Raw genomic sequence first — 26,101 nt, 5'->3', positions numbered from 1 at the left:
TGCGTCTTCAACCAGAACACTGCTGCTAAGCTTATCCACAATTGCTGGGACAAAAATCAGCAATCCGTCCTGGGTCATTTTTCAATCGGCAGGGTGGGTCAGTTTTCAATCAGCGCCAACATATATTCACGCTGAAACACAAATAAATCGTTCTTGAGCTAGGGGTAGCTCACCTATGATCGCTAGCGATCATGATGCCGTTCTGCGTAATTGCATGGACTTGACCACTCATTTGCATTGCCACTGACCAGCCATGTGCATCCGTGCTGACCAACCGTTTGCATTCGACTTGACCAGCACACGCCGTTGTGACGATCGGCAGAGAACGGCCAAAAGCAGTCGGTCGTGCAGGACAGGGAACGGCTGTTTGCTGCCAGTAGAAGCCTTTCCCTGTGATTGACTTTTTTTATCGAAGCTACCGGTGGCGACGACTCGTAACACGCTGGCTTAGGATTGATTTGTAAAATGGCATTTTTCGCTCACCTTTGGCCATCGCCTTTCCCTTCAACCTGGTTCTGTCTCTGCTCAAACGCCTGAGCGCGTAAGTCGCGCGGGGTCATCTGGAATACCGATTGGAACATGCGACTAAAGTGCGCGGGGCTCTTGAACCCGACCGACAAGGCAATCTCAGTGATCGGAGTTTGCGCGTTGGCTGGATCGCTCAATGACCGGCGCGCGGCGTCCAGGCGCTCTTTCCAGATCCAGCTAGAGAGGGTATTGGGTTGCCCGTCGCAAAGAGCATGCAAATGACGTTTGGACAAGCTCAAGGCCTTGCTGATCCGCTCTACATCCAGTTCCTGATCAGCCAAGTGCTCATGCACATAGGCGCGTAATCGACGCAGGTGAAATTGTTTCAGATTGCCCGGAAGAACAGCGACCTGCTCATGAACTCCGACCAATGCAGCACAAAGTAATTCGACGGTCGCGCTGGCCACAGAAGATGAACTGAGCTCATCAAGCTCACCGACGCAACCTTGCAGCGAGTTGATGAACTGGCTGAATAGCCGACCGGTTCCGGACGACGTGGGGATTACCCGTGCAGTGTAATCCCTTGCGTTTCGCAGCGAGTGACGCATCACTCGCCCAGGAATCATCAGTACTTTGTGATGGAAAGCGCCCGGCATATTCATCGAATAGCTGCGGCTACTGTCGCAAAGCACCATATCACCGGGGTTCATGGTGACCTGACGATTGTCCTGCTCGATCTGAGTGGTGCCATGACGCTGGATGAGCAGCAGGAAAAAATCATCATTTCCCGTAGACAAGTGCTGCATCGAGCGGTGGACAAAGTGACCATCGGCGATCACTTCGGCCAGTTGAATGACATTGCGCGTGTGCTGAAAAATTTTTCCGTTGAAAGCCGGTTGCCCTGCAATTGGCCGCATATCGAAATGGATGAAATTCTCTCTGACGACATGCTGCCAATAGTCCATGCGCACATCGTCTTGCAGTCCTTCCGTGGTAATGACGCAATTCATCGTTTCACTCTCAGATAACTTCCACTGCGCTCACAGACAAGCAACTGCGTGCGAGGCTGTCTACCATCGGCATGGTGACATGTTCGTGTAAATACAAGTAGCGACTACGCAATCCGTGGATGCGCAGGACAGGCGCGTCAGGCGAACCGCCTTGCGGTGCCTGCAATGCCAACAGGGAATGAATAGCCCGTTTAGCAGCCCATTCACTGTGAAGAATTAAAACAATGAAAACACTCGCCGCTGTGGCAAGAGAGCACCGTGCACCACTGGAAATAATGTCACTGCAAATAGACGAACCGCGTGAGGACGAAGTCCGGATCAAGATTGTGGCGGCGGGTATCTGCCGTACCGACCTGGATGTTCGTGATGGTTACCTGCCCACTCCACTTCCGGTGGTGCTGGGCCATGAAGGCGCGGGCATAGTCGATAAGGTCGGTGCATCTGTCAACAACTTCCAGGTGGGGGACCACGTTGTGCTCTCCATGGGCCATTGCGGCGAGTGCGGGTTCTGTCGCTCGGGGCAGCCGGCGTTTTGCGTTAATCATGTGCCATTAAACTTTGGCGGTGCTCGGGCCGACGGCTCGGTGTGTTTGCACGATCAAGAAAGCGCGGTACACAGCCACTTTTTTTCGCAGTCGTCCCACGCCACTTATGCCATCGCGCACAAAAGCTCGCTGGTGAAAGTGCCCAAAGATGTTGACCTCAAACTGCTCGGCCCGCTTGCCTGCGGGGTGATGACGGGCGCCGGCGGGATGATGAATACCTTGCGCCCGGAGCCGGGTAGCAGCGTGGTGATTTTCGGCTGCGGTACCGTCGGCCTCAGCGCCTTGATGGCGAGCAAGATCATCGGCTGCAGCCAACGCATTGTGGTCGACAACAAACAATCGCGCCTCGACCTAGCCATGGAACTGGGGGCTACCCATACTGTGCTCTCCGGGCCTGACATCGATGTGGTCAAAGAGATCCGCGCATTGAGTGATGGCTTGGGCGTGCAATATGCCTTTGAGTCCAGCGGTGTGAAAACCGTCATCAGCGCAGCACTCAACAGCCTGCGCGAACTCGGCACTCTGGTGATGACCGGCGTGTTGCCCCAAGGCGAGACCGTTGAGTTCGACGCGTGGAACCTACTGCGTGGACGGAGGGTGATCGGCAGCGTGATGGGCGACACCTTGCCGGAGGTTTTCATCCCGCAGTTGGTTCAGTACTACCGCCAGGGCCTGCTACCCCTTGAGAAAATTTCCCGGTTGTACCCGTTGGCAGACATCAACCATGCCATTGACGACGGCATCAGCGGCAAGGTGGTCAAGGCCATCGTGGTCATGCCGCATCAGGATTGAAGCGTGTTCAACGGGTGGGTGCGCGTCCAGCGATGCGCTTGCGCGCCAGCCCTCTTCCAAAAACAATATGTTCCAGGAGTTATCAACATGGATGAAACTATCGTTCCCGCATCACAGGACCCTTTGAACCATTCCGGCAAGCAGCGTCGCGGCTTCATCAAAGGCTCAATGGTGGTCATTGCCTCAGCGTCCCTCGCATCGGGTATTACTTCAGCGGCGCAACCTACTGTTCCGGAGAACCAATCGCGCAGCCGACTCAAACAACAGGGCCCGTTCGAGCACGTATTCGACTATGTGATTCTCGGTGGTGGCTCTGCCGGTGCCGTGCTGGCAAACCGTTTAAGTGAGAGCGGCAACAAGAGTGTTTTGCTGGTCGAGGCCGGGCCTTCTTTCGATCCGGATCAGTACCCAGAGCTGCTCTATAGCGGCAACATCATCGCCGCCAACGCTGATCCACGTTATGAATGGGGTTATCACGCCGAGCCGGTTGAGCAGGCTGAAGCGGTCTATGCGCCGCGCGGCAAGGTAATCGGTGGCAGTTCTGCGATCAATGGCGCCGTTGCCTGCCGTGCCCTACCCTACGACTTCGAGCGCATCACAGCCAAAGGCTTGAAGGGCTGGACATTCGACGAAGTGTTGCCCTACTTCAAGAAGATGGAAACCTGTCACACCGGCGATGATAAATGGCACGGTCGAAATGGCCCGTTTCCGATTCATCAACTGACGATGGACTACATCACCCCAGTACAACGCTCGACGGTCGAGGCCGCCTGGAAACTCGGCTACGCCAAGGTCGATGACTTCAACAACCCTCTGGCCAACAACGGTGCCGGCCCAAATCTGATGAACGTGGTCAATGGTGTACGGGTCAACACCGGCATCGCCTACCTCACGCCAGAGGTGCGTAGACGCTCGAATCTGACCATCCTTTGCGAAAGCCTGATCGACAAACTGCAGTTCGACGGTACCAAGGTCCGCTCGGTTCTGCTGGCTGATGGTAAAAAATTGCATGGCAAGGAAGTGATCCTAAGTGCTGGCGCCTACGGCTCGGCAGCGATTCTGCTGCGCTCGGGTATCGGCCCGAAAGCGGATCTGCAAGCCTTGGGCATCCCGGTTATACGGGACGCTGCGGTTGGCACTCGGCTGCTCGATCACGCTTTTTACTGGATGAACTTCGCCGGTAAGCCGGAACTCAAGGGTCAGGATCACCCCGTTGTCGGCTCTCAGTTGTGGACTCACTCTTCCTTCGCCAACTCAGCCGGGGAACTGGATATCGCGGTCTCCCCATCGCACTTGCTCGACCCGAGTATCAGCAAGACCGGTGTGGCGTTTTCGCTGGGGCTGGAGTTGATGAAGGTCAGCTCGACCGGCAGCATCAAACTCAAGAGCCTCGATCCGAAGGTTCAGCCTGTTATCAAGCTCAATCACCTCACCAGCGAAGACGACATGCAGCGCATGGTCGAATGTTTCCGGATCGCCCGGAAACTAGCCACGACTGAGCCTTTGAAAAGCCTGATTGTCGAGGAAATCTTCCCGGGGCCATCGGTTAGCGACAGCGACAAAGACATTCGCCAAGCCCTAGCAAAAGGCGTCGGCACCTTGCAGCACCCTTGTTCCACAGCTCCGATGGGACTGCCAAGCGATCCGAACGCGGTGGTTGATGCGCAGGGGAATGTCTATGGCGTACAAGGACTGCGAGTCATTGACGCATCAATCTTCCCTGAAATTCCGCTGATCAATCTCAACCCGAACGTCATCATGATGGCGGAAAAACTATCGGATGTGATTCGTAAACAGCAAAGTTGAAGCTGGATCAAGGGCTTCACTCGCTGAAATATGCCGCCCGCCGATAGCGCCTTCGCGCAAGGTTTCAAACCTAAAACCCCTCAAAAGGAAACAACAATGGTCAAGGTTCTAGTGCTCTATCATTCGATGTACGGTCATATCGAAACCATGGCGCAAAGCGTCGCTGAAGGAGCCCGCACCGTCGCCGGAGTGGAAGTAACGATCAAGCGTGTACCCGAAACGATGGATGCACACATGTTTGAAGCGGCCCATGGCAAGGTCGATCAAAAGGCACCCATCGCAGTAGCCAATGAACTTGCCGACTATGACGCTATCATCTTTGGCACCCCGACTCGCTTCGGCAACATGTCTGGCCAAATGCGCAACTTCCTGGATCAGACCGGTGGCTTATGGGCCCGGGGCGCGCTTGTCGGGAAGGTCGCCAGTGTCTTTACCTCGACCGGTACCGGTGGGGGACAGGAAATGACCATCACGTCCACCTGGACCACTTTGGCGCATCACGGCATGGTGATCGTCCCTATCGGCTATAGCACTCCGGCCCTGTTCGACATTTCGCAAGTGAGCGGGGGTACTCCTTATGGCGCCTCGACGCTGGCTGGTGGCAACGGTTCGCGCCAGCCAGACGAGCGTGAACTGGGTATCGCCCGTCACCAAGGCGAGTATGTCGCCAGCATCACGGCCAAACTCAAGGGCTAGGACCAAGCGCCCCTGAGCTGAGAGTTAGCGAAGCTTACTCGAACACGGCAGGCTGCTCTGAACGACGGATCAGGGCAGCTGCGGCCAGGCATTGTTTTTCGCTTGAATCGTGGTTCGGTCGTTTATGACTGAAGGACAGCAACCGGGCCAAGTTGTGTAAAAACCTTTTAGAGCAGGTATGACGGTCAGAACTAGAACGAAAATCGCGTTCCTACGCAAATTTCAGGTCTGCTTGTTAGCCGAGCGCTGATAGATTGTACGTAGCAGCGCAGACTTCTAAATGGTGTATGCGTTTGACACATTCTCGGCCAATGCCGGACTGTGAGCTAAGTTGGCAAGGTAATGGGGGATAGATACAGTCGATTCGTTGCAGTCTGTTGTGACAGGTATTAATAGGCCACAAGACACCTGCAAAAGTGTCAATCTGGATAATATTTACATAAGTGTTCACGGATTTAGAACTTGAATAAACTATCTGAGATGCATTCTTTCGTCACAGTGGCGGACACGGGCAGCATTTCTGAAGCCGCTCGTCGTTTGGGTACGGCCAAGTCGATGGTCTGCCAGCGGATTCAGCAACTAGAAAAACGCTTAGGAAGCATCTTGCTAGAGCGTGGTCGGCAGACTCGCCTGACTGAGTCTGGCGAGGTTTTTTACCGTCATTGCATAAGTATCCTTGCTGATGTTGAAGATGCCGAAAACGCGGTCTTGACGTCTCAGTCGACTGTTCGCGGTAGTTTGCGTATTGCAGTTCCGATGGCTTTTGGGATGCGCTATCTGACGCCGATTCTGTCGTCTTTCGCCAGGCAATATCCGGAGCTGGAACTGGACGTTGAATTCGATGACCGTCGCGTCAATTTGCATGAAGAGGGGTTTGATGCGGCGGTTCGCATTGGTGAATTACCGGACTCTTCGCTAGTGGCCAAAACCATTACCCCCAATCGCCATATCATCTGTGCCAGCCCGGATTATTTGAGTGCTCATGGCACACCGAATATCCCGCAAGACCTGGCCCAACATTACGCCATGCTCTACGTGAATCGCGAACCTCATGGCATGTGGACCCTACCGGTGAACAACACATTGGAGTCATTCCGTGTTCGCTGTCGAATGCGTACCAATTGTGGCCACCAACTTATGGAAGCGGCCAAGGCGGGTCTCGGGCTTGCGATACTGCCCACATTCCTGGCCGCGCAGGCCATTGTGGACGGTGAGCTGAGAGAGGTGCTGGAGCCTTATGCGCCTCGTGGCGGCAATATTTCTGTGGTCTATCGTCAGTCGCAGCGAACCTCGCCCAAGCTCCGTGTGCTAGGCAGTTTCCTCAGTGAGCAGATTGGCAACCCGCCGATTTGGGATCAGATGCTGGCAGCGCATTTGCAGCCATAGTGTTGAATCGTTCGAAAAAAACGAAACATCGATTCGCTTTTCTCTGGCTTATGGGGGGCTGAACACTGACCTATCCTTTTTTCCAACAGGCGCATTACCAGCGTCTGAAAGGAAGAAATGGAGGAGGATGGATGTCAGTTTCCTTAAACAACCCCGCTCGCCGTGCTGTGTTGGCCGGTGGTGTTATGGCTGCCGCTACCCTCGCAGTGGGCAGTGGTTTAGCGCGTGCACTGGAGCCTGCTGGCAAGGCCAGAAAGAGCGACGGACAGCCTAGCGCTTTCGATGTGATCATCGTCGGTGGTGGCTCGGCTGGCGCGGTGCTAGCTCGACGCTTGAGCGAAAACACTGACCGTCTGGTGCTACTGCTGGAAGCTGGGCATAGCTATAGCCCTGGAAGTTATCCTGCGCTTGTTGCGAGCAGCGATATTGTTGGCGCCAATGGCAATCCTGAATTTGAGTGGGGCTACAAGACTCAACCGGGTTACATCAATCATCCCATCGGCGCTCTGCGCGGCAAGGTGTTGGGCGGTAGTTCGGCGATCAATGGAGCCGTGGCAATTCGTGCGCGGCCTACTGATTTCGAGCGCTGGGGGCTACCAGGCTGGAGCTATGAGGAGTTGTTGCCATTTTTCAAGAAACTAGAAACCCATAGTGCGGGTTCTAGTCGCTTGCACGGCCATGATGGCCCTTTCCCAGTTCATCAACTTAGTGATGCCGACGTCACGCCGATGCAGCGGGCTTTTATCAGCGCGACAGTGGCGAATGGCTACACGAAAGTTGGCGACTTTGATGGTGCGGATGCAAATGGTGTAGGCCCGTACCCGATGAATATCGTCAACGGTGTACGGGTCAACACCGGCATGGCCTACCTCACTGATGAAGTACGTAGTCGCGCTAATCTGATAATCCGCGCCGATAGCCTTGTAGACAAAGTACTTTTTGATGGTAAGCGCGCGATCGGTGTGCAACTGGCTGATGGTGAAAAGCTCTTAGCCGGTGAAGTCATTCTCTCTGCGGGTAGCTACGGCAGTGCAGCGATCCTGCTGCGATCGGGCATAGGTCCGCGTGAGGACTTGCACGCCTTACAGATCCCGCTGGTTGCTGAACTGCCCGTTGGGCAAAACCTGATGGATCATCCGTTTTATTACAATGCCTACGCGGCAAAACCTGAGCTAATTGGCAGTCAGTCGCCCGCTATCGGTGCCAAGCTCTGGACCCATAGCAGCACAGCCGAAAACGGCGATCTGGATCTGCACATCACCGCGACCCATTTGTTTCCCCATGAGCAAAGCCCGACGCAGGTTGGCTTTGTGCTCGCAATCGCGCTGACTCGGCCACTGTCGCGTGGCAAGGTGACCTTAGTCAGTCGCGATCCGTTTGTTGCACCGCACATTGACCTCAATTTTCTCGCCGAGCCCAAGGATCGTCAGCGTCTGCTTGATGGCATCCGTATGGCTCGCAAAATCGGCACAACAGCGCCGTTGAACACGCTGATTCATTCCGAGCTCAATCCAGGCCCGGGCAATGACACCGATGAGGCGTTGCTTGCCAGTGTCAAAGCCAGTCTTGATACCTATCACCATCCAACCTCGACTGCGCCCATGGGCCGATCGGGTGACGCACAAGCAGTGGTTGATCTTGAAGCGCGGGTGATCGGTGTACAGGGGCTACGTGTAGTCGACGCTTCGATCTTCCCCGATGTGCCTTCGGTGGCGACCAACATCACTGTGATTGCTGCTGCTGAGAAAGCTGCCAGCCTCTACGCTTAATAATCTAGGAATTACCTCTATGAATAACACCCCGGTTTTGAACTGGATCGATGGCCTGTGGCTGGACTCCGGTGTTTATAAAGATTCCATCGACCCAGCGACCTATGAGTGCATTGGTCAATACGCCGAAGGTGGTTTGCATGAAGCGCAGCAGGGGATTGAAGCGGCTAAGCGCTCGTTCGCCGAAACGCCCTGGAAAGATGATCGCAACTTGCGCGCCAAGGTGCTGCTGGAGCTGGCCGATGCGTTTGAGCGCAATGCCGACGAGCTGATTGCCATGCTGGCCCTGGAAAACGGCAAGATCAAACCCGAAGCAGCGTTCGAGGTCACTATGGTGCCCTCCAAGTTGCGATACTACGCCGCCCAGGCTCGTGCTGAGTACGGTCGAGCAGCAGAGCCTAAGCCCGGCAAAATTTCCCTGGTGATTCGTCAAGCGGTTGGTGTGGCGGGCATTATCGTGCCGTGGAACTCGCCGGTCGTACTGATGATTCGCTCCCTAGCACCAGCCCTGGCGGCGGGCTGTACTACAGTCATCAAAATGCCTGGGCAAACAGCTCAAACCAACGCGTTGGTAGCACGCATCATGAGCGAGTCTGTGTCATTACCGCGCGGTGTTATAAACTTGTTCAGCGAAAAAGGCGCAGCAGGTTCCATCCATCTGGTGGAGTCGCCCCAGGTTCCGGTAATCAGTTTTACCGGCAGCACCACAACGGGCCGCGCAATCTCCGCTGCGGGCGCGCAGTCGCTGAAGCGTTTTGGCCTGGAACTGGGCGGGAAGACTCCCATGCTGGTATTTAACGATGCCGACCTTGATGCAACCGTGCCAACGCTCGAAAAAGCCCTGACCGTATTCGCTGGCCAGTTCTGCATGACGGGTTCGCGGCTGTTGGTGCAGCGCGATATTGCTCCCGCGCTGATCGAGCGTTTGGCTGCGCGACTGGAAGCTGTGCGCGTAGGGCCCGCTGCAGATCCAAGCAGCGAGATGGGGCCTTTGATCGATAAGCCCAACGTTCAGCGGGTTAACCAAGTGGTGGAAGAAGCCATCGCTGGCGGTGCTGAGGTAATCGTGCGCGGTGGCCCGGTAACCGAAGGGCCTTTGGCCGGAGGAGCTTTCTACCGGCCAACACTGCTGCGGGTAACTGATCCCGACATGCCAATTGTCCAGCGTGAGACATTCGGTCCGGTGCTGACGCTGCAGGTGTTTGATAGCGAAGCAGAAGCGATTGCTCTGGCCAACAACAGCGAATTTGGCTTGGCAGCGAGTGTATGGACTCGCGATATCGATCGCTCTTTACGGGTTGCTCGCGAGCTGGAGGCTGGCACTGTCTGGGTCAATGATTGGGCAGTGGTCTACGACGAGTTCGAGGAAGGTGGTTTCAAACAGTCCGGCCAGGGCCGTTTGAATGGCGTGGCGGCGATGGATGATTTCGTTGAATACAAACACATCGCTCTCAATCCCGGCTTACGTCACCACTAAATCCAACTCGCTCGCCTACGCACGATGCTGCGTAGGCGGCTGCATGAGAACTATTTTATGAGTCGTACGAAAAACTTGCTGAACCCTTTGAATGTTGGCCCTCTGACCTTGGCTAACCGCGTGCTGATGGCCCCTATGACCCGCTCACGTTCAGCTCAGCCCGGTGATGTTCCAACTGCGCTGAACGCCCAATACTATGGGCAACGTGCCAGTGCCGGACTGCTGATCAGCGAAGGGATGCCTATTTCACCTGGCGCCAAGGGCTATGCCTATACCCCGGGCATCTATACCGAAGCTCAGCAACTAGGCTGGAAGAAGGTCGTCGATGAGGTACATGACAACGGCGGTCTGATCGCTGCTCAGCTGTGGCATGTCGGGCGTATTTCTCATCACTCGGTATTGCCACAGGGACAGTTACCCCTTGCTCCTTCAGCCATCCGCGCAAAGGCCAAGACTTTCGCGTTTGATTTGCAAGGCTCACCAGCCATGGTCGATTGCGACACGCCGCTGGCGTTGAGTGACGACGGTATTGCCGCAGTGGTGCAGGAGTTTGTCCAGGCCGCATTGTGGGCTCGTGAAGCAGGTTTTGATTTAGTTGAGCTGCAGGGTGCAAACGGTTTTTTACTCGAGCAGTTTCTCTCTGTTACGACCAATCAACGCACTGACCGCTACGGAGGTTCGCTGGAAAATCGTGCCCGATTTGTCCTAGAAGTGGTTGATGCCGTTGCGGCAGCCGTGGGTGCAGAGCGCGTGGGTATTCGCCTCTCGCCGTGGTGCCCGCCAAGCGTTAACGATATGGACTTCAGCATTGAAGCCCAAGAGATTACGTTGTACTTGGCTGAGGCCCTCAGTGCGCGGGGCATCGCCTATCTGCATTTGTCTGAGTGGCCTGGTGTGCAGTATCCCTCAGGCTTTCGTGCGCAACTGCGCGAGCTATTCAATGGCGCAATCTTTGTTTGTGGCGGCTATCAGCAAACAAGCGCTCAGGACATCCTCGTGCAGGGCCTGGCCGATGCAGTAGCGTTCGGCAAACCCTTTATTGCCAATCCGGATCTGCCGCAGCGTTTTGTTTGTAACGCTGAGCTGGCGCAGCCGGATGGCAATACCTTCTACGGTGGTGATGCCCGCGGGTATACCGACTATCCGGCCCTGGCAAGCCTGAGTTGAGCCCAATGCGACTACCTCTATTTTTGGCCAGCGCAGCATTGGCAGGGGCGCTGGCAGCGCCCTTTGCCATCGCCGTAAACGAAGATGATTTTTCTACTATGAACAACCTGACCCAACAGCAAGACAGTCTTTATGACGCATTGCTTGATGCACTCTATGCAACCTTTGGCAATCACCCTGGCTTTCGCATTACGCATGCTAAGGGCGTGTTGCTACATGGAATGTTTACTGCAACGCAAGAGGCGGCGACGTTAAGTCGAGCGGCCCATTTCCATGGGCAAGCAGTTCCTGTGCAACTGCGGTTCTCCAACTTTAGTGGTTTGCCAGGTACAGCAGACGCTGACCCGATGGCCAGTCCGCATGGCCTGGCTCTGCGTTTCTCGCTACCGAGTGGCGAGTTCACGGATATTGTGACGCACTCCTTCGATGGCTTTCCGGTGGCTACGCCCGAAGACTTTCTCCGCTTTTTGCAAGGCATTGCCGCCAATGTCGCTACACCGCCTGATCCGTTGCCGCTGCAAGCATTTCTGGCCACTCATCCAAGAGCACAGCACTTTCTTGAAGCACCTAAACAGGCACCCAGCAGCTACGCCGCTGTGGAGTACTTCGGTGTCAATTCTCTGGTGTTCAGCAATGGCATGGGCGAGCAGCGTATCGGTCGTTATCGCATTGAGCCGCTAGTGGCCGAGACCGTATTAACTGATCAGCAAGCCAAAGAAATGCCTGCAGACTATTTGCAAGACGAAATCGGTACACGCCTTGCCAGAGGGCCTGTGAAGTTGCGCCTGGTGGCGCAGTTGGCCGCTCCCGGAGACGCCGTAGATGATGGCTCGATTCCCTGGTCACGCAGCCATCAGGAGGTCGAATTGGGCGTTTTAACCCTCGACGCTGTGGTGCCGATTGCGGAGCAACAGTCCACCCAGCAACGCCTTGATTTCAACCCTGGGCGCATGATCGACGGCATTTCGGCCAGTCACGACCCTATGACTCCAGCGCGCGAACGGATCTACCAGCGAGCTGTACAACGAAGGCAGCAACCATGAGTAGTGATGCTGGTGTGAGTGTAATTGTTCATGAAGTTAACTCGCAGTATCAGGCGCTTTATGAACAGTGGATGAGCAAGGCTATTGAGGCTCATCAAAACTTCCCCGGCTACTTGGCCACGGATATTGTTAAACCGGTAGGGCAACAACTGCGCTACGCGATCATTCTGCGTTTCGTCAGCAAGGAGCACGTCCTGGCCTGGCTGAAGTCTGAGGTGCGGCAAGCGTTGCTGCGCGAGTCGTTGCCATGGCTACGTCAAGACTACTATCGCGCAGACGATGACTCGAAGTTCTGGTTTGAGCCGTTACAAGGTCGAGTCACTGTCGCTCGTTGGAAGCAATGGCTACTGTCCTGGGTGGTCGTATTTCCCTTGACAGTTTTCATACCCTGGATGATGTCTGCCTTTATTGATCTTACTGAACTGAACATGCCTGCTTGGCTACTCGAAGTATTGGTAGCAGGCTTGATCTCCATGAGCATGGTCTATTGGTTGATGCCTATAGCGACACGCACATTGTCACGCTGGCTGTTACGCTGAGGCATTGGTCGCCCCGAATTTCCTAGGGAAACTCTGAAAAAGACATCCAGATTTGGTGAAATACGCACCTCGCACAAACTGAGCGGTTGAACTCCGATGAAACAGATGTCCTTCGCCGATGCCGAATATGCCGGCAAACGTAAGCAGACCCGCCGCGAGCGCTTCCTGATCGAGATGGATCAGGTGGTGCCTTGGAAGGGCCTGATTGCCTTGATCGAGCCACACTATCCGAAGGGCGAAGGTGGCCGTCCGGCGTATCCATTGATGGCTATGTTGCGGGTTCATCTAATGCAGAATTGGTTCGGCTACAGCGATCCGGCGATGGAAGAATCACTGTATGAAACGACCATTCTGCGTCAGTTCGCGGGGTTGAGTCTGGATCGGATTCCCGATGAAACCACGATTCTCAACTTCCGGCGCCTGCTGGAAAAACATGAGTTGGCGGGCGGGATTTTGCAGGTCATCAATGGCTATCTGGGTGATCGTGGTTTGATGCTGCGCCAAGGCACGGTGGTTGATGCGACGATCATTCATGCACCGAGTTCGACCAAGAACAAGGATGGCAAACGCGATCCCGAAATGCATCAGACGAAGAAAGGAAACCAATATTTCTTTGGGATGAAAGCGCACATCGGCGTCGATGCCGAGTCGGGTTTAGTCCATAGCCTGGTGGGCACGGCGGCCAATGTGGCGGACGTGACGCAGGTCGATCAGTTGCTGCATGGCGAGGAAACTTATGTCTGCGGCGATGCGGGTTACACCGGAGTCGACAAGCGCCCTGAGCATCAGGATCGCAAGATGATCTGGTCGATTGCGGCGCGCCCGAGCAGCTATAAAAAGCACGCCAAAAAGAGTTTGATCGGGCGTATGCGACGCAAGATCGAATACGCGAAAGCGCAGGTACGGGCTAAGGTTGAGCATCCGTTTCGCGTGATCAAGCGCCAGTTCGGCTATACGAAAGTGCGTTTTCGTGGTTTGTCGAAAAACATCGCGCAGCAGACGACGTTGTTCGCGTTGTCGAATCTGTGGATGGTGCGAAAACGGTTGATGGGTATGGGCGAAGTGCGTCTGTAATGCGGCTGATCGCCCTGAAGCAGCGTGACTAGAGGAAAGAACCATGAATTAAGGACAGGAAAGGCCTGTTTTTCGACCGACTCATGATTTTTTGAACCTCAAGCAGAGAGGGCATGAAAAATCGGTGGGTACTTCAGACCTTCCCTAGGTACTCTATGACCGTTTTTTGGCCGGAATCTGCCTGTCGTGAATGGCCACAACCAAGTAACAGCTGCCGGTAATGAAAAGCAGGAGTGGCCAAAAGCGGTCTTTATGGGAATCTAAAAACTACGGCGATTCAGTTGCCCGGATTGAGCTTTACCTCTGCCGGATGAAACTCATTACCACCATCGCTGCGCGCGACATGTCATTGCGCGCCCCCTATCTAATGCAGGTCTTCGAGCAGGAAGCAGCAGCCGTGCAGCCTTACACGGGGATTTTGCAGCGCTGAGCGTTCACCTTGGCCGTCGATCTAGTCATGCCCTACCAGCTCTCACCTACCCAGGAGTGCAGCATGCTCGCGCTGATTCACCAACACCTGCTGCTAATCGCCGTCGGCCTGCTGCTAACCGACCTTGCCTGCTGGCGTCTGCTGCCCGCCGAAGCCAAAGTCTGGCGCGTGCTGCTGCGCCTGGGTTTCTTCCTTGCCTACAGCCTAGTGATCATCGAAGCCGGGATGAGTCCGCTGCAGCCTCCGCCGTGGACCGAGCCGGCGCTGAGCATGATGGGCTCGGTGCTGGGCATCGCCTGGTGGCTGCTCTGCGCACGCACCCTGACCGTGGCCCTCGGCGTGCTGCTGATGCCGCGCAGCGGCCACACCGGACGCCTGCTGCAAGACGTGCTGGGCGCGGTGATCTTCGTCGCCGCCCTGGTCGCGGCCGCCGCCTACATCATGCAGCTTCCGGTCAAGGGCCTGCTTGCCACCTCCGGGGTGGTCGCCATCGTCGTCGGCCTGGCGCTGCAGAGCACCCTCAGCGACGTGTTCTCCGGCATCGTGCTGAACACCACCAAGCCCTACCGCCTGGATGACTGGGTGTCGATCGACGGCACCGAAGGCAAGGTGATCGAGATCGACTGGCGCGCCACCCACCTGCGCACCAGCCAGGGCGGTACGGTGGTGATCCCCAACTCGGTGGCGGCCAAGGCCAAGATCCTCAACCTCAATCGCACCACCGATATCCACCGGCTCAGCATAAGTGTCAGCGTGCCAGCGCAGGTACGCCCGCGCCTGGTAATCGACGCGCTGAACCGCACCCTGCAGGGCGTCAGCGCGCTGCTACCGGCACCCAAGGCCAAGGTCACGGTGAAGGCCTCGGACCTGCATACGGTGGAATACGAGATCAGCGGCTACGTCAGTGCCCAGAGCAACAAGACCGAAGTACGCAACCTGATGTTCGACCTCGCCCACCGCCACCTGCAAGCCGCCGGCATCCTGCGCGGCAATGAAACCCAGGACGTGGCGCACAGCCGCCAGCGCGCGCTGCTCGACGATGTGAAGATCTTCCGAACGCTGAGCGCCGAGGAGAAGGATCGCCTGGCCGAACAAATGCAGCCGCTGGCCGTCAGCGTTGGCCAGGTGGTGCTGGAACTGGGTGAGGTCAGCGAACATTTGCTGGTGATCGGTACCGGTGTGGTGTCCGCCGCGGTGCCCGACGGCGAGCGATTCGTCGAGGCCGGGCGCATGGGCCCCGGCGAGATTATGGGTGAACAGGGCATCATCCACGGCACACCTTCGCAGGCAAGTTTCACTGCACTGAGTTCGGGGCTGCTCTATCGCATCGACAAGCCATTGATCCAGGCCTGTCTGGAGCAACGTAGCGAGATCGGCAGCGCCTTGCACAAGCTGCAGAGCTTCCGCGAGCAGAGCAGCGCATCTCTGCTGGTACAGAGGTCGGTGGCGATCAAGAAAGGCGGTTTTTTCAGCTGGCTGCAGCGTTCTTGAACCGCTAATCCTGAAGCAGAGCACCGGTCACGCAGCAGGCGTGGCCGGCGTCTTGGGGTCGAAAGAGGCCCGTTACGAGCGACCGCTTTTGGCCGATGACTGCCTGTCGCCAGCGGCAGCAATGGGCAGCTCTCTACCGATCATGTTTACTAAGCGTACTGGTCAAATCCGATGCAATCGGTGGTCTAATCGAATGCAAACGCCTGATCAAGTGCAATGCAAACGAGTGGTCTGTACCGATGCAATCAGATGGTCAAGTGGAGTGCAATTTCGCAGCCGTTCGATGTTTTTTTGAAACTCCTCGAGTATCAATGCCATCGAGCGTTCAATGAAGAGGCCCTAATGGGGCGCCGTTATTTTTTCCCTGGATGAAAATCGTTAGTGTCCAGATTCACTGGGTCACACATGAATGGGTACGAGAGGATAACTTTGGTTCCGTTTGTTTCAATATAGTTAACCAGCAACTCACAGTTATCCTCAAAGCCAAAATTTGACCTGAGTATTTGCTTTCTTTCGTGTTCAATTACCCCTGGAATCAAGCTTCCGTTAGAAGCGTTGATAATGTATGTTTTTCCAGTCTCGAGCAGTTTTTCATCCATGTCGCTGTGTAAGTACCATGTCGAATAGCCGAATTTGGTCTTGCTTCTTATTTGTATTTTTTCTAAAGTTGCTGGCCTAGAGCCGTTATTGCTAATCATGAAATTGGCGTGCAGGTGGTCACCCCCCGTCATCGATATTTGTATCACTGCCTTTTGAGGGTCTAACAACCTTTTAACTGGCTCTGCTGCCCAAATAGAAACGAGTGTTAGTGCAAAGCCAGCTAGTATTAGTGGGCTGCCGATGAAGCGCCGCCATCCTTGAGCGGCAGAGCAATGTTTGCATCTGGTGGCTTTATTATTTATTTCTTCTCTACATGCACAGCACAATTTCATTGCGTAGCTCAGTTCCGATGCGGAGGGCAATTTTTGCGTAGGGACTTACTTCATCAATGCAGCGATGCTTTGTGAAGATTTGTTGGGGTAAAGTCGGGCAGCTGGCCTACATTCTCGAACCAGCCTTCTTGAACCGCAGATAGCTCATGTTCTGCGTGAGTCTCAAACGAGTCTACGGTGAGAGACATTGCGTAGTTAAGCTGGTCTACATATGGTGTCATCGAATTTTTTATCTCAGCGCATTTTGCATTGTTTACTATCGATTGATCTCTCATCGGTTTAGCGACTTTGATCAAGGAGGCTGCAAGGCTCCAGTCAATGTTTTGGGTGCCTGACGAATGAAGCGCGAGCATCACGCATCTCATAGCAGCTGTGGCGTTTCCATCGACATCTGGCAAGAATGTGTCTTCTGTTTTGCACTCAACCAGGGCGGATATAGATACGAAATCATTACGCGTATTCACCGGTATTCCGTAGGAATCTAAAGCAGCTAGCAAAGGAAATGCATACAGCACACGTAAAATTTGATTTGATCTAGTCGGGGATGGAGAGTCCTCGGGTAATTGCTTGATTCGTGTATCTAGCTCAAGTGCGGTTTTAGTAAGGCTGCTTATTGTTTCACTGATGTTGGCACTATCAGTTGCCTCATGGCTGTGTAAAACCAGATCCTGTGTGTTTAGGAGTTTGAGTGAATTTGTGAGGCGTCTAGCATCCGATGCCGCTTTTTTGAGTGCTCTTAGGCGGGCTTGAACGTCGCAGGGGCGCTGGATGGGGAGGGGGGAGCGCTTCTGCGAGAAAAAAGCGATCAATGTTGTTTTTTCCGCTGGGGATAGGTGATCCAAAGACGTATGGTTCAAGATGCTTTCAACTAGTAAGCTGCGAAAAGTTTCCCTGCCTTTATCGTCACATCGAAGCATTCGAGGCCTCCGTTTTCCATAGGTCCAGTTTGTCTGCCCACTGCTGCATCATTTCTGCCCGTTCATCAATGTAGGTGGCGTGATTATAAGCCCGACGAACTGAGTTGGGCTCTGCATGAGCCAGCTGCGCCTCAATCGCGTCTGGTCTGTAACCCATTTCGTTAAGCCTTGTGCTTCCTGTAGTACGAGTCCCGTGGGGGCTATATATCGTTGCCCAACCAAGTTTTTTCAGAGCTTGGCGGAATGCCGCATCAGACATCGGCTGATGGCGATCATCTCGGTTAGGGAAAACATAGGTGCCTTGACCGGTGATGGGCTGCATAGTTGTTAGCACTGAGATTGCCTGGCGGGGCAGGGGGAGCAAATGCTCGCGACGTGCCTTCATGCGCTCTTTAGGAATTTTCCACAGCCCATTGGCTAGGTCGAACTCATCCCACTTCGCCTGAACGCTTTCATTGGCTCTAGTCAGCGTCAACCACATTAATCTGAATGCCATCTGCGTCTGGAATTGCCCGCCGTGGGACTCAAAAGCGTTAAGCAGATTGCCTACCTGGGCCGACGAAAGTGCCGCTTTGTGTTGGGTTTTGTTTGGTGGCAATGCCTTTCTAACAGGCCATACGGGATCGGTATCGGCTCTGAGAGTAGCTACTGCTAGCTCGAAGACCCCTGACATTGTGCGTTTTGCTTCTGCAGCTACAGATGGGGCACCGCGCTTCAGTGTTTTGTTCAGAATCTCGAGTACATGTGCCGATGTAATGGTACGAACCGGAAGCTTTCCAATCGAAGGGAAAACAACTCTCTTCAGCATCGCTAATCTCCGAGACTTCGTCACTGGTTCCCAACCCTTCAGGGCGAGCCACTCTTGGGCGATCATCTCAAAGGTATTGGAAGCATCAATCTCCCGTTTGATTTTCGTGAGCTGCCTGTTCTGTACCGGGTTGATGCCCTGTCTGACTAGCTTGCGCGCTTCGTCGCACTTCTCTCGAGCATTGGCCAGCGAGAGGTCGGGATAATCGCCAAGGGCGAACCAAGAGGCTTTGCCGCAGAGCTTAAAGCGGTATCGCCAAGCCCGAACCCCATTAGGCTTTACCTCTAGGTACAGGCCTCTAGCGTCGTTGATGCGGTACAGCTTGTCTTTGGGTTTTGCAGCCCGGCAGTGAGCGTCGGTGAGCATGGTATGACTCAGTTTTACAGGATGCATTTATCGTATACACCTAAAAACGGCCTGTCCAAGAATCATATACACCAGTGTAGTCGCTTTTTTTCTGCATGCCGGTGCAATCACATGCAACTCATAGAAACGCGAAAGCCCCATAAAATGGGGCTTTATTGGCGATTTGCACGCCGCTAAGCAAGCTTATGCAATCACCTGCAATGTTATCTACAATTTACACGTTGAAACGGAAGTGCATCACATCGCCGTCTTTAACGATGTAATCCTTGCCTTCCAGACGCCATTTGCCAGCTTCTTTGGTGCCCGCTTCACCCTTGTACTGAATGAAGTCGTCGTAGGCGATGACTTCGGCGCGGATGAAACCTTTTTCGAAGTCGGTGTGGATCACGCCAGCGGCTTGTGGTGCGGTGGCACCCACGCGGACGGTCCAGGCGCGGACTTCTTCGACACCGGCGGTGAAGTAGGTCTGCAGGTGCAGCATTTCGTAGCCGGCGCGGATTACGCGGTTCAGGCCAGGTTCTTCGAGGCCCAGGGCTTCGAGGAACATGTCTTTCTCTTCGCCGTCATCCAGCTCGGCGATTTCGGCTTCGATCTTGTTGCAGACCGGAACCACCATGGCGCCTTCTTCTTCGGCGATGGCTTTGACGATGTCCAGCAGCGGGTTGTTCTCGAAACCGTCTTCAGCGACGTTGGCGATGTACATGACCGGCTTGGTGGTCAGCAGGTGGAAACCACGAATCACCGCTTTGTCGTCGGCGCCCATGGTTTTCATCAGCGTACGCGCAGGCTTGCCGAGGGTGAAGTGAGCGATCAATTGCTCCAGCAGGCCTTTCTGGACCACGGCGTCCTTGTCGCCACCCTTGGCGTTTCGGGCGACTTTCTGCAGTTGCTTCTCGCAGCTGTCGAGGTCGGCGAAGATCAGTTCCAGGTCGATGATTTCGATGTCGCGTTTCGGGTCGACGCTGTTGGAGACGTGAATCACGTTCTCGTCTTCGAAGCAGCGGACTACGTGCGCGATGGCATCGGTTTCACGGATGTTGGCGAGGAACTTGTTGCCCAGGCCTTCACCTTTCGAGGCGCCGGCTACCAGGCCTGCGATGTCGACGAATTCCATGGTGGTCGGCAGGATGCGCTTGGGATTGACGATGGCCGCCAGGGCTTCCAGACGCGAATCCGGCATCGGCACGATACCGGTGTTCGGTTCGATGGTGCAGAAGGGGAAGTTCTCGGCCGCGATCCCGGATTTGGTCAGGGCGTTGAACAGGGTGGACTTGCCGACGTTAGGCAGGCCGACGATGCCGCAATTGAATCCCATGGTGTTTTCCCCGAGGAGTAGAGTCAGGCCTTCTGGCTGTGCAGGTTTTTCATCGCGCGGTTCCATTCACCGGCGAGGATATCCGGCAGCACGCCGAGGGCAAAGTCGATGCTGGCATCGAGTTTTTCCTGTTCGGCGCGTGGCGCACGACCCAGGACGAAATTTGAAACCATACTGGCAACGCCCGGGTGGCCAATGCCAAGCCGCAAGCGGTGAAAGGTATTCTGATTGCCCAGTTGCGCGATGATGTCGCGCAATCCGTTGTGACCGCCATGGCCGCCGCCCTGTTTGAGCTTGGCGACACCCGGTGGCAGGTCGAGTTCGTCATGCGCCACCAGGATTTCTTCAGGCGTAATGCGGAAGAAGCCGGCAAGTGCCGCGACGGCCTGGCCGCTGCGGTTCATGTAGGTGGTGGGAATCAGCAGACGAACATCCTGACCCTGATGCGAATAGCGCCCGGTCAGGCCGAAATATTTGCGATCTGCCACAAGGTTTACGCCTTGTGCGTTCGCGATGCGCTCAACAAAAAGGGCCCCTGCGTTATGCCGGGTCTGTTCGTATTCAGCGCCTGGATTTCCCAGGCCAACGATCAGTTTGATGGCAGTCACGATAGGGGCCCTTCCTTGGAGTGGTGGATAACATCGCCGCGACAGTTGTGTGCGGCGAAAGTGGACGACAAGTGCTCATTTACCATTATGTAAACTCCGCGTTCTCGCCCGCTTTCTCGCTACGTTCCAGTCCGCGATGTTACTTGATCACTCCGGCATCACAGAGTGAATTACTCTGCTGCGCCTTCTTCGGTAGCTTCTGGAGCAACACGTGGAGCGTGGACGTTGGCAACTGCCTTGTCATCACCGTGTGCCAGAGCAACAAACTCAACGCCTTTAGGGGCTTTGAGGTCAGACAGGTGAATGATCGAACCGATTTCGGCGTTAGCCAGGTCGACTTCGATGAATTCAGGCAGGTCTTTTGGCAGGCACGAAACTTCGATTTCAGCAACAACGTGCGAAACTTCGCCGCCTTTCTTGATCGGAGCTTCTTCACCAACAAAGTGTACAGGCACGATAGCGGTCAGTTTCTGGCCAGCTACAACGCGTACGAAGTCAGCGTGCATCACGTGGCCTTTGGCCGGGTGACGCTGCAGAGCTTTGATGATTACGTTTTGCTTGGTGCCGCCAACGTTCAGCTCAATGATGTGGCTGTAAGCCGCTTCGTTTTCGAGCAGTTTGGCAACTTCTTTAGCCAGCATGCTGATGGATTCAGGGGCTTTTTCGCCACCGTAAACTACAGCAGGTACCAGGCTTGCGAGACGACGCAGGCGGCGGCTCGCACCTTTCCCCAGGTCGGAACGCACTTCAGCATTCAGAGTAAAATCGTTCATGTTGTATCTCCAAAATAACCACATTCGCCCCAGCGTTTGCGACCAGCGCTAAAGGCGATATGGGCAAAAAAGCCCCGCCCCGACAGGAATGCCGGGGCGGGGCGCTTTTCGTCAACGAGATATTCGAGAAGGGCAGGGCCCTTAACGGAACATCGCGCTGATCGATTCTTCGTTGCTGATGCGGCGAACCGCTTCGGCAACTACCGGCGCGATATCCAGTTGACGGATACGCGAGCAGGCTTGAGCAGCAGCGGACAACGGGATGGTGTTAGTCACCACCAGTTCGTCCAGCATGGAATTTTCGATGTTTTCGATCGCCCGACCGGACAGCACAGGGTGTGTGCAGTAGGCGAAAACCTTGGCAGCGCCATGCTCTTTCAGGGCCTTGGCCGCGTGGCACAGAGTGCCGGCGGTATCGACCATGTCATCGACCAGAATACAGGTACGCCCTTCGACATCACCGATGATATGCATCACTTCAGAGTGATTGGCTTTCTCACGGCGTTTGTCGATGATCCCGAGATCCACGCCCAGGGATTTGGCAACAGCACGTGCACGCACGACGCCGCCAATGTCCGGGGACACGATCATCAGGTTTTCGAAGCGCTGATCTTCAATGTCATCCACCAGTACCGGGGAGCCGTAGATGTTATCTACCGGAATATCGAAGAAACCCTGGATTTGGTCAGCATGCAGATCAACCGTGAGAACACGGTCGATGCCGACTACGGTAAGCATGTCAGCAACGACTTTCGCGCTGATAGCCACACGTGCGGAACGCGGACGGCGATCCTGACGGGCATAACCAAAGTAAGGAATAACAGCAGTGATACGAGTAGCCGAGGAGCGGCGGAAGGCATCAGCCATCACTACCAGTTCCATCAGGTTGTCGTTGGTCGGAGCGCAAGTCGGCTGAATAATGAAAACATCTTTACCGCGGACGTTTTCATTGATCTCGGCAGTAATTTCGCCGTCGGAGAACTTACCGACAGAGATGTCACCGAGAGGGATATGCAGCTGACGTACAACACGCCGAGCCAGATCGGGGTTAGCGTTCCCCGTAAAGACCATCATCTTGGACACGCGCAGTACCTAGAGGCTGAGGGTAACCTGGATGAGTATAGAAAATGGCAGGGGCGGCTGGATTCGAACCAACGCATGGCAGGATCAAAACCTGCTGCCTTACCGCTTGGCGACGCCCCTGTATCTGTTGCAACGAGTACCCAGTACTCGGTTCCTTTTAGAGCAGACTTTGCAGCTTGCGATGCAACATCGAAACGTTGCTTCCCTTTGCTACAAACCCTGTAAGGGTCTCTGTAAGAAGGGCCGAGACTTTATCAGCTTCAGCTTTGCTTTGGAAGCCCCCAAACACACAACTTCCAGTTCCGGTGAGTTTTGCTTCGGTAAATTTACCTAACAAATTCAATGCGTTACGTACATCTGGGTAACGCCTTGCTACCACCGGTAAGCAGTCATTTCGACTGTTTCCCTTGGGAACGGGGCGCACTTTAATGGGAGAAGAGTTACGTGTCAACAACGGATCTGAAAAAATTTCTGCTGTACTTACAGAGACTTGCGGCACAAGCACGAGATACCACGGTTCTTCGGGGTCTACGGGGGTCAGTTTCTCCCCCACGCCTTCGGCAAAAGCCGCGTGCCCACGCACGAAAACCGGGACGTCGGCGCCAAGCGTCAGGCCCAGCACGGCCAGTCGATCCTCATCCCAACTCAATTGCCAAAGATGATTGAGGCCGAGCAAAGTCGTGGCGGCATTTGAACTGCCGCCACCGATTCCACCGCCCATGGGCAAGATTTTTTCGATCCAGATGTCGATACCGAGCGAACAGCCGGATTGCTCCTGAAGTTTTTTTGCAGCTCGAACGATCAGATTGCTGTCGTGAGGAACGCCTTCGAATTCGGTGTGCAGTCGAATCACACCGTCGTCACGAACGGCGAACGTGATTTCATCGCCATAATCGAGGAACTGAAAAATAGTCTGCAGTTCGTGGTAGCCGTCTTCACGGCGACCGAGGATGTGCAGCATCAGATTGAGTTTGGCCGGGGAGGGCAGCGTCAAGCGCGGAGTGGTCATGTTCACCGCCCCAATTTGCGTGGTTGCCATTCCTTGATCACCAGCGTGATATCAAGGTCGGTGCCGTGCAGTTTGATCCGCTCGGGCAACCAATAACCGTTTTGCTCGGCGTAACTCAGGTATTCGACCTGCCAGCCATCCTGTTCGAGATTGGCCAGGCGGCTATCGGCATCCAGGGTCAGGCGACTTTTGCTGTCCGGTGCCGGGAGCCCGCGAACCCACCAGGCCAGGTTGGAAACAGGTAACTTCCAGCCGAGCTGTTCTTCGACCAGCGCCTCTGGTGTCGTTGCGTCATAACGGCCCTGATTGGCCACTTCCAGCGAGACTTTGCCAGGGTGACCCGTCAAGCGAGCTGCGCCGCGACCCAGGGGGCCGGAGAGGCGAATGTCGTAGTAATCCTGTCGCTGCAACCAGAACAGCGTGCCGCTGCCCGAATCTTTCGGGGCGCGAATGCCGATCTTGCCGTTGATCTGCCAGCCGTCGAGGCTGGTCAGTTGCTGTTTGTACTCGCGCCATTGGGCCGGGTTGCCTTGACCCTGGACCGATTCGCGGGCACCGAAGCCCGCGCAACCGGCGAGCAGGGCGATGAAGCTGAAAACAATGAGGTGGCGCAAAAACATAATCTTAAAGAGTCTCTGATCCGGTCAGGCGCTTGATGGTGCTGCGCAGGATGGGGCTGTCGGGCTGCTCCTTGAGGAACTTGCTCCAGATTTGTTTGGCTTCCCGTTGTTTGCCATTGGCCCACAGGACTTCACCCAGGTGCGCGGCGACTTCCTGATCGGGGAAGCGCTCCAGCGCCTTGCGCAGCAAGCGTTCGGCTTCGTCGAGATTGCCCATGCGGAAGTTCACCCAGCCGAGGCTGTCGAGTACCGCCGGGTCTTCAGGATTGATCTGGTGCGCCTGTTCGATCAAGGCCTTGGCTTCGGCGTAGCGCGTCGTGCGGTCGGACAGGGTGTAGCCGAGGGCGTTCAGCGCCATCGCGTTGTCCGGGTCGCGCTTTATGATCAAGCGCAAGTCTTTTTCCATCTGCGCCAGGTCATTGCGTTTTTCCGCCTGCATGGCGCGGGTGTACAGCAAATTCAGATCGTCCGGGTATTGCTGCAAGGCTTGCTTCAATACATTCCAGGCCTTGTCGGGCTGTTTATTGGCGGACAAGGTTTCAGCTTCGATCAAATACAACTGAATCGCGTAATCGGGCTGCTCGTCGCGCTCCGCCGCCAGACGACGCTGGGCTTCGGCGGTCTTGCCGTTGTTCATCAGGATATCGGCCTGACGCAATTGCGCCGGCAGGTAATCGTTGCCCGGCCCGACCTGGGCGTACTCGATCAGCGCGCCTTGAGGGTCATTGCGCTCTTCAGCGATACGACCGAGGTTCAAGTGCGCCGAATCGACGTGGCTTTCCCGGGCGATCAGGTCTTCCAGATAGCCCTTGGCCTCATTCCAGGCCTTGGCTTCCAGGCAGACCAGCGCCAGGGAGTAACGCAGTTCGTCGTCTTCCGGGTACTGCTGAACCAGGCTCGAGAACTCGGCTTTGGCATCGTCCATGCGGTCCTGTTCAACCAGCATGCGCGCGTAAGTCAGGCGCAGGCGTTTGTCGTCCGGGTATTTCTTGATGCTTTTTTGCAGCAGCGGCAAGGCTTCATCGCCACGACTGAGGGTTTGCAGCAGGCGCGCGCGCAGCAGGATTGGCGCTATTTCGCCGTCCTCCGGCGGATTGTCTTCCAGCAGGCCCAACGCACCCTTGGCGTCACCGTCCTGTTGCAGCAGTAAGGCTTTGCCGAAAATCAGCTGGCCGTTGTTCGGATGGCGCTGCAACAAGCGGTCAAAACCTTTCATCAAGCCGTTGCGCGTGTCCTGGTCGGTATCGGCCGCAGACAGGGCGAGGAAGTCGAAATGCGTGTCGCCCTTGCCTTGCAGGACTTTCTCCATATAGACCATGGAGTCGTCATAACGCCCGGCACGAGCCAGTTGCACGGCAGCGGCCCGTTGCGCCTCTAGGTCGTCCGGGGCGTTTTTTGCCCAGATCAAAGCAGTGTCCAGGGCAGCCTGATCGGCGCCCAGGTACTCGGCAATGCGGAATGCCCGTTCGGAGATGCCCGGATCCTGAGTGTTGATGGCCTGGGTCACGTAGTTGTCCAGGGCAATGTCGAAACGATTGCGCTGGCCAGCCAGTTCGGCGCTCAACAGACTGAAGATGGTTTCTTCACTGAATGAGCTGTAAACCTTGGGCTTTTCAGGGGCCGGAGTGCTGTCTTCGACCGGCGGCGTACCGTCCGACGAAACGGGTGCCAAGGCCTGGCAGCCGCTGAGGAAGACAAAAGCGAGGAGCAACGCGGAAGATCTATTCATATAGGAAGAGGACGACTAACCTGCGGTCGGATCATCATGACACAAGCCTTCGGCCAAACATAACCGAGTCTCAATTGGCGCCTTTATAGAGGCAGGTCATTGGGACAATCGTAGGAGCTGCCGCAGGCTGCGATCTTTTGATCTTGCATGTGCGGCACCTTTGAAACCTGAAAAGATCGCAGCCTTCGGCAGCTCCTACAGGGGCGATAGATATCGAATAGTTGTTCTGGCTCTGTCGAAGTAGGACA

Annotated in this window: 22 protein-coding genes and 1 tRNA gene; 11 read left to right on the top strand and 12 right to left on the bottom strand. The window is 55.4% G+C overall.

Going from position 1 to position 26,101, the window contains the following annotated elements; genetic code table 11:
* Positions 1-479: 479 nt before the first annotated feature.
* Positions 480-1,478 carry a helix-turn-helix domain-containing protein gene (locus E3W21_RS08225; RefSeq protein ID WP_134419036.1) on the bottom strand — a complete coding sequence of 333 codons (999 nt, stop codon included), beginning with the start codon at positions 1,476-1,478 and terminating at the stop codon, positions 480-482.
* A 275-nt stretch (positions 1,479-1,753) separates the two neighbouring features.
* Between E3W21_RS08225 and E3W21_RS08220 the strand changes: the two genes are divergently transcribed.
* From E3W21_RS08220 to E3W21_RS08170, 11 genes are all read left to right on the top strand, one after another.
* Positions 1,754-2,815 carry an NAD(P)-dependent alcohol dehydrogenase gene (locus tag E3W21_RS08220; RefSeq protein ID WP_256661535.1) on the top strand — a complete coding sequence of 354 codons (1,062 nt, stop codon included), beginning with the start codon at positions 1,754-1,756 and terminating at the stop codon, positions 2,813-2,815.
* An 87-nt stretch (positions 2,816-2,902) separates the two neighbouring features.
* Positions 2,903-4,621: a GMC family oxidoreductase gene (locus E3W21_RS08215; protein ID WP_218570163.1), complete on the top strand. Its 1,719-nt coding sequence runs from the start codon at positions 2,903-2,905 to the stop codon at positions 4,619-4,621.
* A 96-nt stretch (positions 4,622-4,717) separates the two neighbouring features.
* Entirely contained in the window at positions 4,718-5,317 is a 600-nt protein-coding gene (gene wrbA / locus E3W21_RS08210) for an NAD(P)H:quinone oxidoreductase (RefSeq protein ID WP_129440971.1), read from the top strand.
* Positions 5,318-5,779: 462 nt separating this feature from the next.
* Positions 5,780-6,703 carry a LysR family transcriptional regulator gene (locus tag E3W21_RS08205; RefSeq protein WP_134419033.1) on the top strand — a complete coding sequence of 308 codons (924 nt, stop codon included), beginning with the start codon at positions 5,780-5,782 and terminating at the stop codon, positions 6,701-6,703.
* A 131-nt stretch (positions 6,704-6,834) separates the two neighbouring features.
* Positions 6,835-8,472, top strand: a complete 1,638-nt coding sequence (locus E3W21_RS08200) for a GMC family oxidoreductase (RefSeq protein WP_134419032.1) — start codon at positions 6,835-6,837, stop codon at positions 8,470-8,472.
* Between the two features lie 19 nt (positions 8,473-8,491).
* Positions 8,492-9,949 (top strand): aldehyde dehydrogenase family protein, encoded by a 1,458-nt coding sequence (locus tag E3W21_RS08195; RefSeq protein WP_134419030.1) that lies wholly within the window; start codon positions 8,492-8,494, stop codon positions 9,947-9,949.
* A 57-nt stretch (positions 9,950-10,006) separates the two neighbouring features.
* Positions 10,007-11,116, top strand: a complete 1,110-nt coding sequence (locus E3W21_RS08190; RefSeq protein ID WP_134419029.1) for an alkene reductase — start codon at positions 10,007-10,009, stop codon at positions 11,114-11,116.
* Between the two features lie 5 nt (positions 11,117-11,121).
* Positions 11,122-12,159 carry a catalase family peroxidase gene (locus E3W21_RS08185; RefSeq protein WP_256661534.1) on the top strand — a complete coding sequence of 346 codons (1,038 nt, stop codon included), beginning with the start codon at positions 11,122-11,124 and terminating at the stop codon, positions 12,157-12,159.
* A complete protein-coding gene (locus tag E3W21_RS08180; RefSeq protein WP_134419028.1) occupies positions 12,156-12,698 on the top strand; it encodes an antibiotic biosynthesis monooxygenase in 543 nt (180 codons plus the stop codon). Before E3W21_RS08185 ends, E3W21_RS08180 begins: the two co-directional genes overlap by 4 nt.
* A gap of 96 nt (positions 12,699-12,794) precedes the next feature.
* On the top strand, positions 12,795-13,772 hold the full coding sequence (locus E3W21_RS08175) for an IS5 family transposase (protein WP_134419026.1): 978 nt from the start codon (positions 12,795-12,797) through the stop codon (positions 13,770-13,772).
* Between the two features lie 493 nt (positions 13,773-14,265).
* Positions 14,266-15,693 carry a mechanosensitive ion channel family protein gene (locus E3W21_RS08170; protein ID WP_134419024.1) on the top strand — a complete coding sequence of 476 codons (1,428 nt, stop codon included), beginning with the start codon at positions 14,266-14,268 and terminating at the stop codon, positions 15,691-15,693.
* 353 nt (positions 15,694-16,046) lie between these two features.
* On the opposite strand, the gene E3W21_RS08165 is transcribed toward E3W21_RS08170, so the two are convergent.
* From E3W21_RS08165 to E3W21_RS08115, 11 genes are all read right to left on the bottom strand, one after another.
* Positions 16,047-16,625: a hypothetical protein gene (locus E3W21_RS08165; RefSeq protein ID WP_134419022.1), complete on the bottom strand. Its 579-nt coding sequence runs from the start codon at positions 16,623-16,625 to the stop codon at positions 16,047-16,049.
* Between the two features lie 53 nt (positions 16,626-16,678).
* Positions 16,679-17,542, bottom strand: coding sequence for a hypothetical protein (locus E3W21_RS08160; protein WP_134419020.1), 864 nt, complete (start codon positions 17,540-17,542; stop codon positions 16,679-16,681).
* Positions 17,529-18,716, bottom strand: coding sequence for a tyrosine-type recombinase/integrase (locus E3W21_RS08155; RefSeq protein ID WP_134419019.1), 1,188 nt, complete (start codon positions 18,714-18,716; stop codon positions 17,529-17,531). The genes E3W21_RS08160 and E3W21_RS08155 overlap by 14 nt, the downstream gene beginning before the upstream one ends.
* 214 nt (positions 18,717-18,930) lie before the next feature.
* A complete protein-coding gene (ychF, locus tag E3W21_RS08150) occupies positions 18,931-20,031 on the bottom strand; it encodes a redox-regulated ATPase YchF (RefSeq protein ID WP_134419017.1) in 1,101 nt (366 codons plus the stop codon).
* 23 nt (positions 20,032-20,054) lie between these two features.
* Complete coding sequence (gene pth, locus E3W21_RS08145) at positions 20,055-20,639, bottom strand: aminoacyl-tRNA hydrolase (RefSeq protein WP_008153430.1); 585 nt, start codon at positions 20,637-20,639, stop codon at positions 20,055-20,057.
* Between the two features lie 170 nt (positions 20,640-20,809).
* Complete coding sequence (locus tag E3W21_RS08140) at positions 20,810-21,412, bottom strand: 50S ribosomal protein L25/general stress protein Ctc (RefSeq protein ID WP_129445115.1); 603 nt, start codon at positions 21,410-21,412, stop codon at positions 20,810-20,812.
* A gap of 141 nt (positions 21,413-21,553) precedes the next feature.
* Positions 21,554-22,495 (bottom strand): ribose-phosphate pyrophosphokinase, encoded by a 942-nt coding sequence (locus E3W21_RS08135; protein ID WP_003208392.1) that lies wholly within the window; start codon positions 22,493-22,495, stop codon positions 21,554-21,556.
* A gap of 45 nt (positions 22,496-22,540) precedes the next feature.
* A tRNA-Gln gene (locus E3W21_RS08130) sits at positions 22,541-22,615 on the bottom strand.
* A gap of 37 nt (positions 22,616-22,652) precedes the next feature.
* Entirely contained in the window at positions 22,653-23,504 is an 852-nt protein-coding gene (gene ispE, locus E3W21_RS08125) for a 4-(cytidine 5'-diphospho)-2-C-methyl-D-erythritol kinase (RefSeq protein WP_134419040.1), read from the bottom strand.
* 2 nt (positions 23,505-23,506) lie between these two features.
* Positions 23,507-24,124 carry a lipoprotein insertase outer membrane protein LolB gene (gene lolB / locus E3W21_RS08120; protein ID WP_129441263.1) on the bottom strand — a complete coding sequence of 206 codons (618 nt, stop codon included), beginning with the start codon at positions 24,122-24,124 and terminating at the stop codon, positions 23,507-23,509.
* 4 nt (positions 24,125-24,128) lie between these two features.
* A complete protein-coding gene (locus tag E3W21_RS08115) occupies positions 24,129-25,853 on the bottom strand; it encodes a tetratricopeptide repeat protein (protein ID WP_134419016.1) in 1,725 nt (574 codons plus the stop codon).
* Between the last annotated feature and the right edge of the window lie 248 nt (positions 25,854-26,101).

Source organism: Pseudomonas sp. F01002 (assembly GCF_004402115.1).
Taxonomy (GTDB): Bacteria; Pseudomonadota; Gammaproteobacteria; order Pseudomonadales; family Pseudomonadaceae; genus Aquipseudomonas; species Aquipseudomonas frigoris.
Note: the sequence above shows the minus strand (reverse complement) of the source record. Positions and strands in the feature narration are given on the sequence as shown.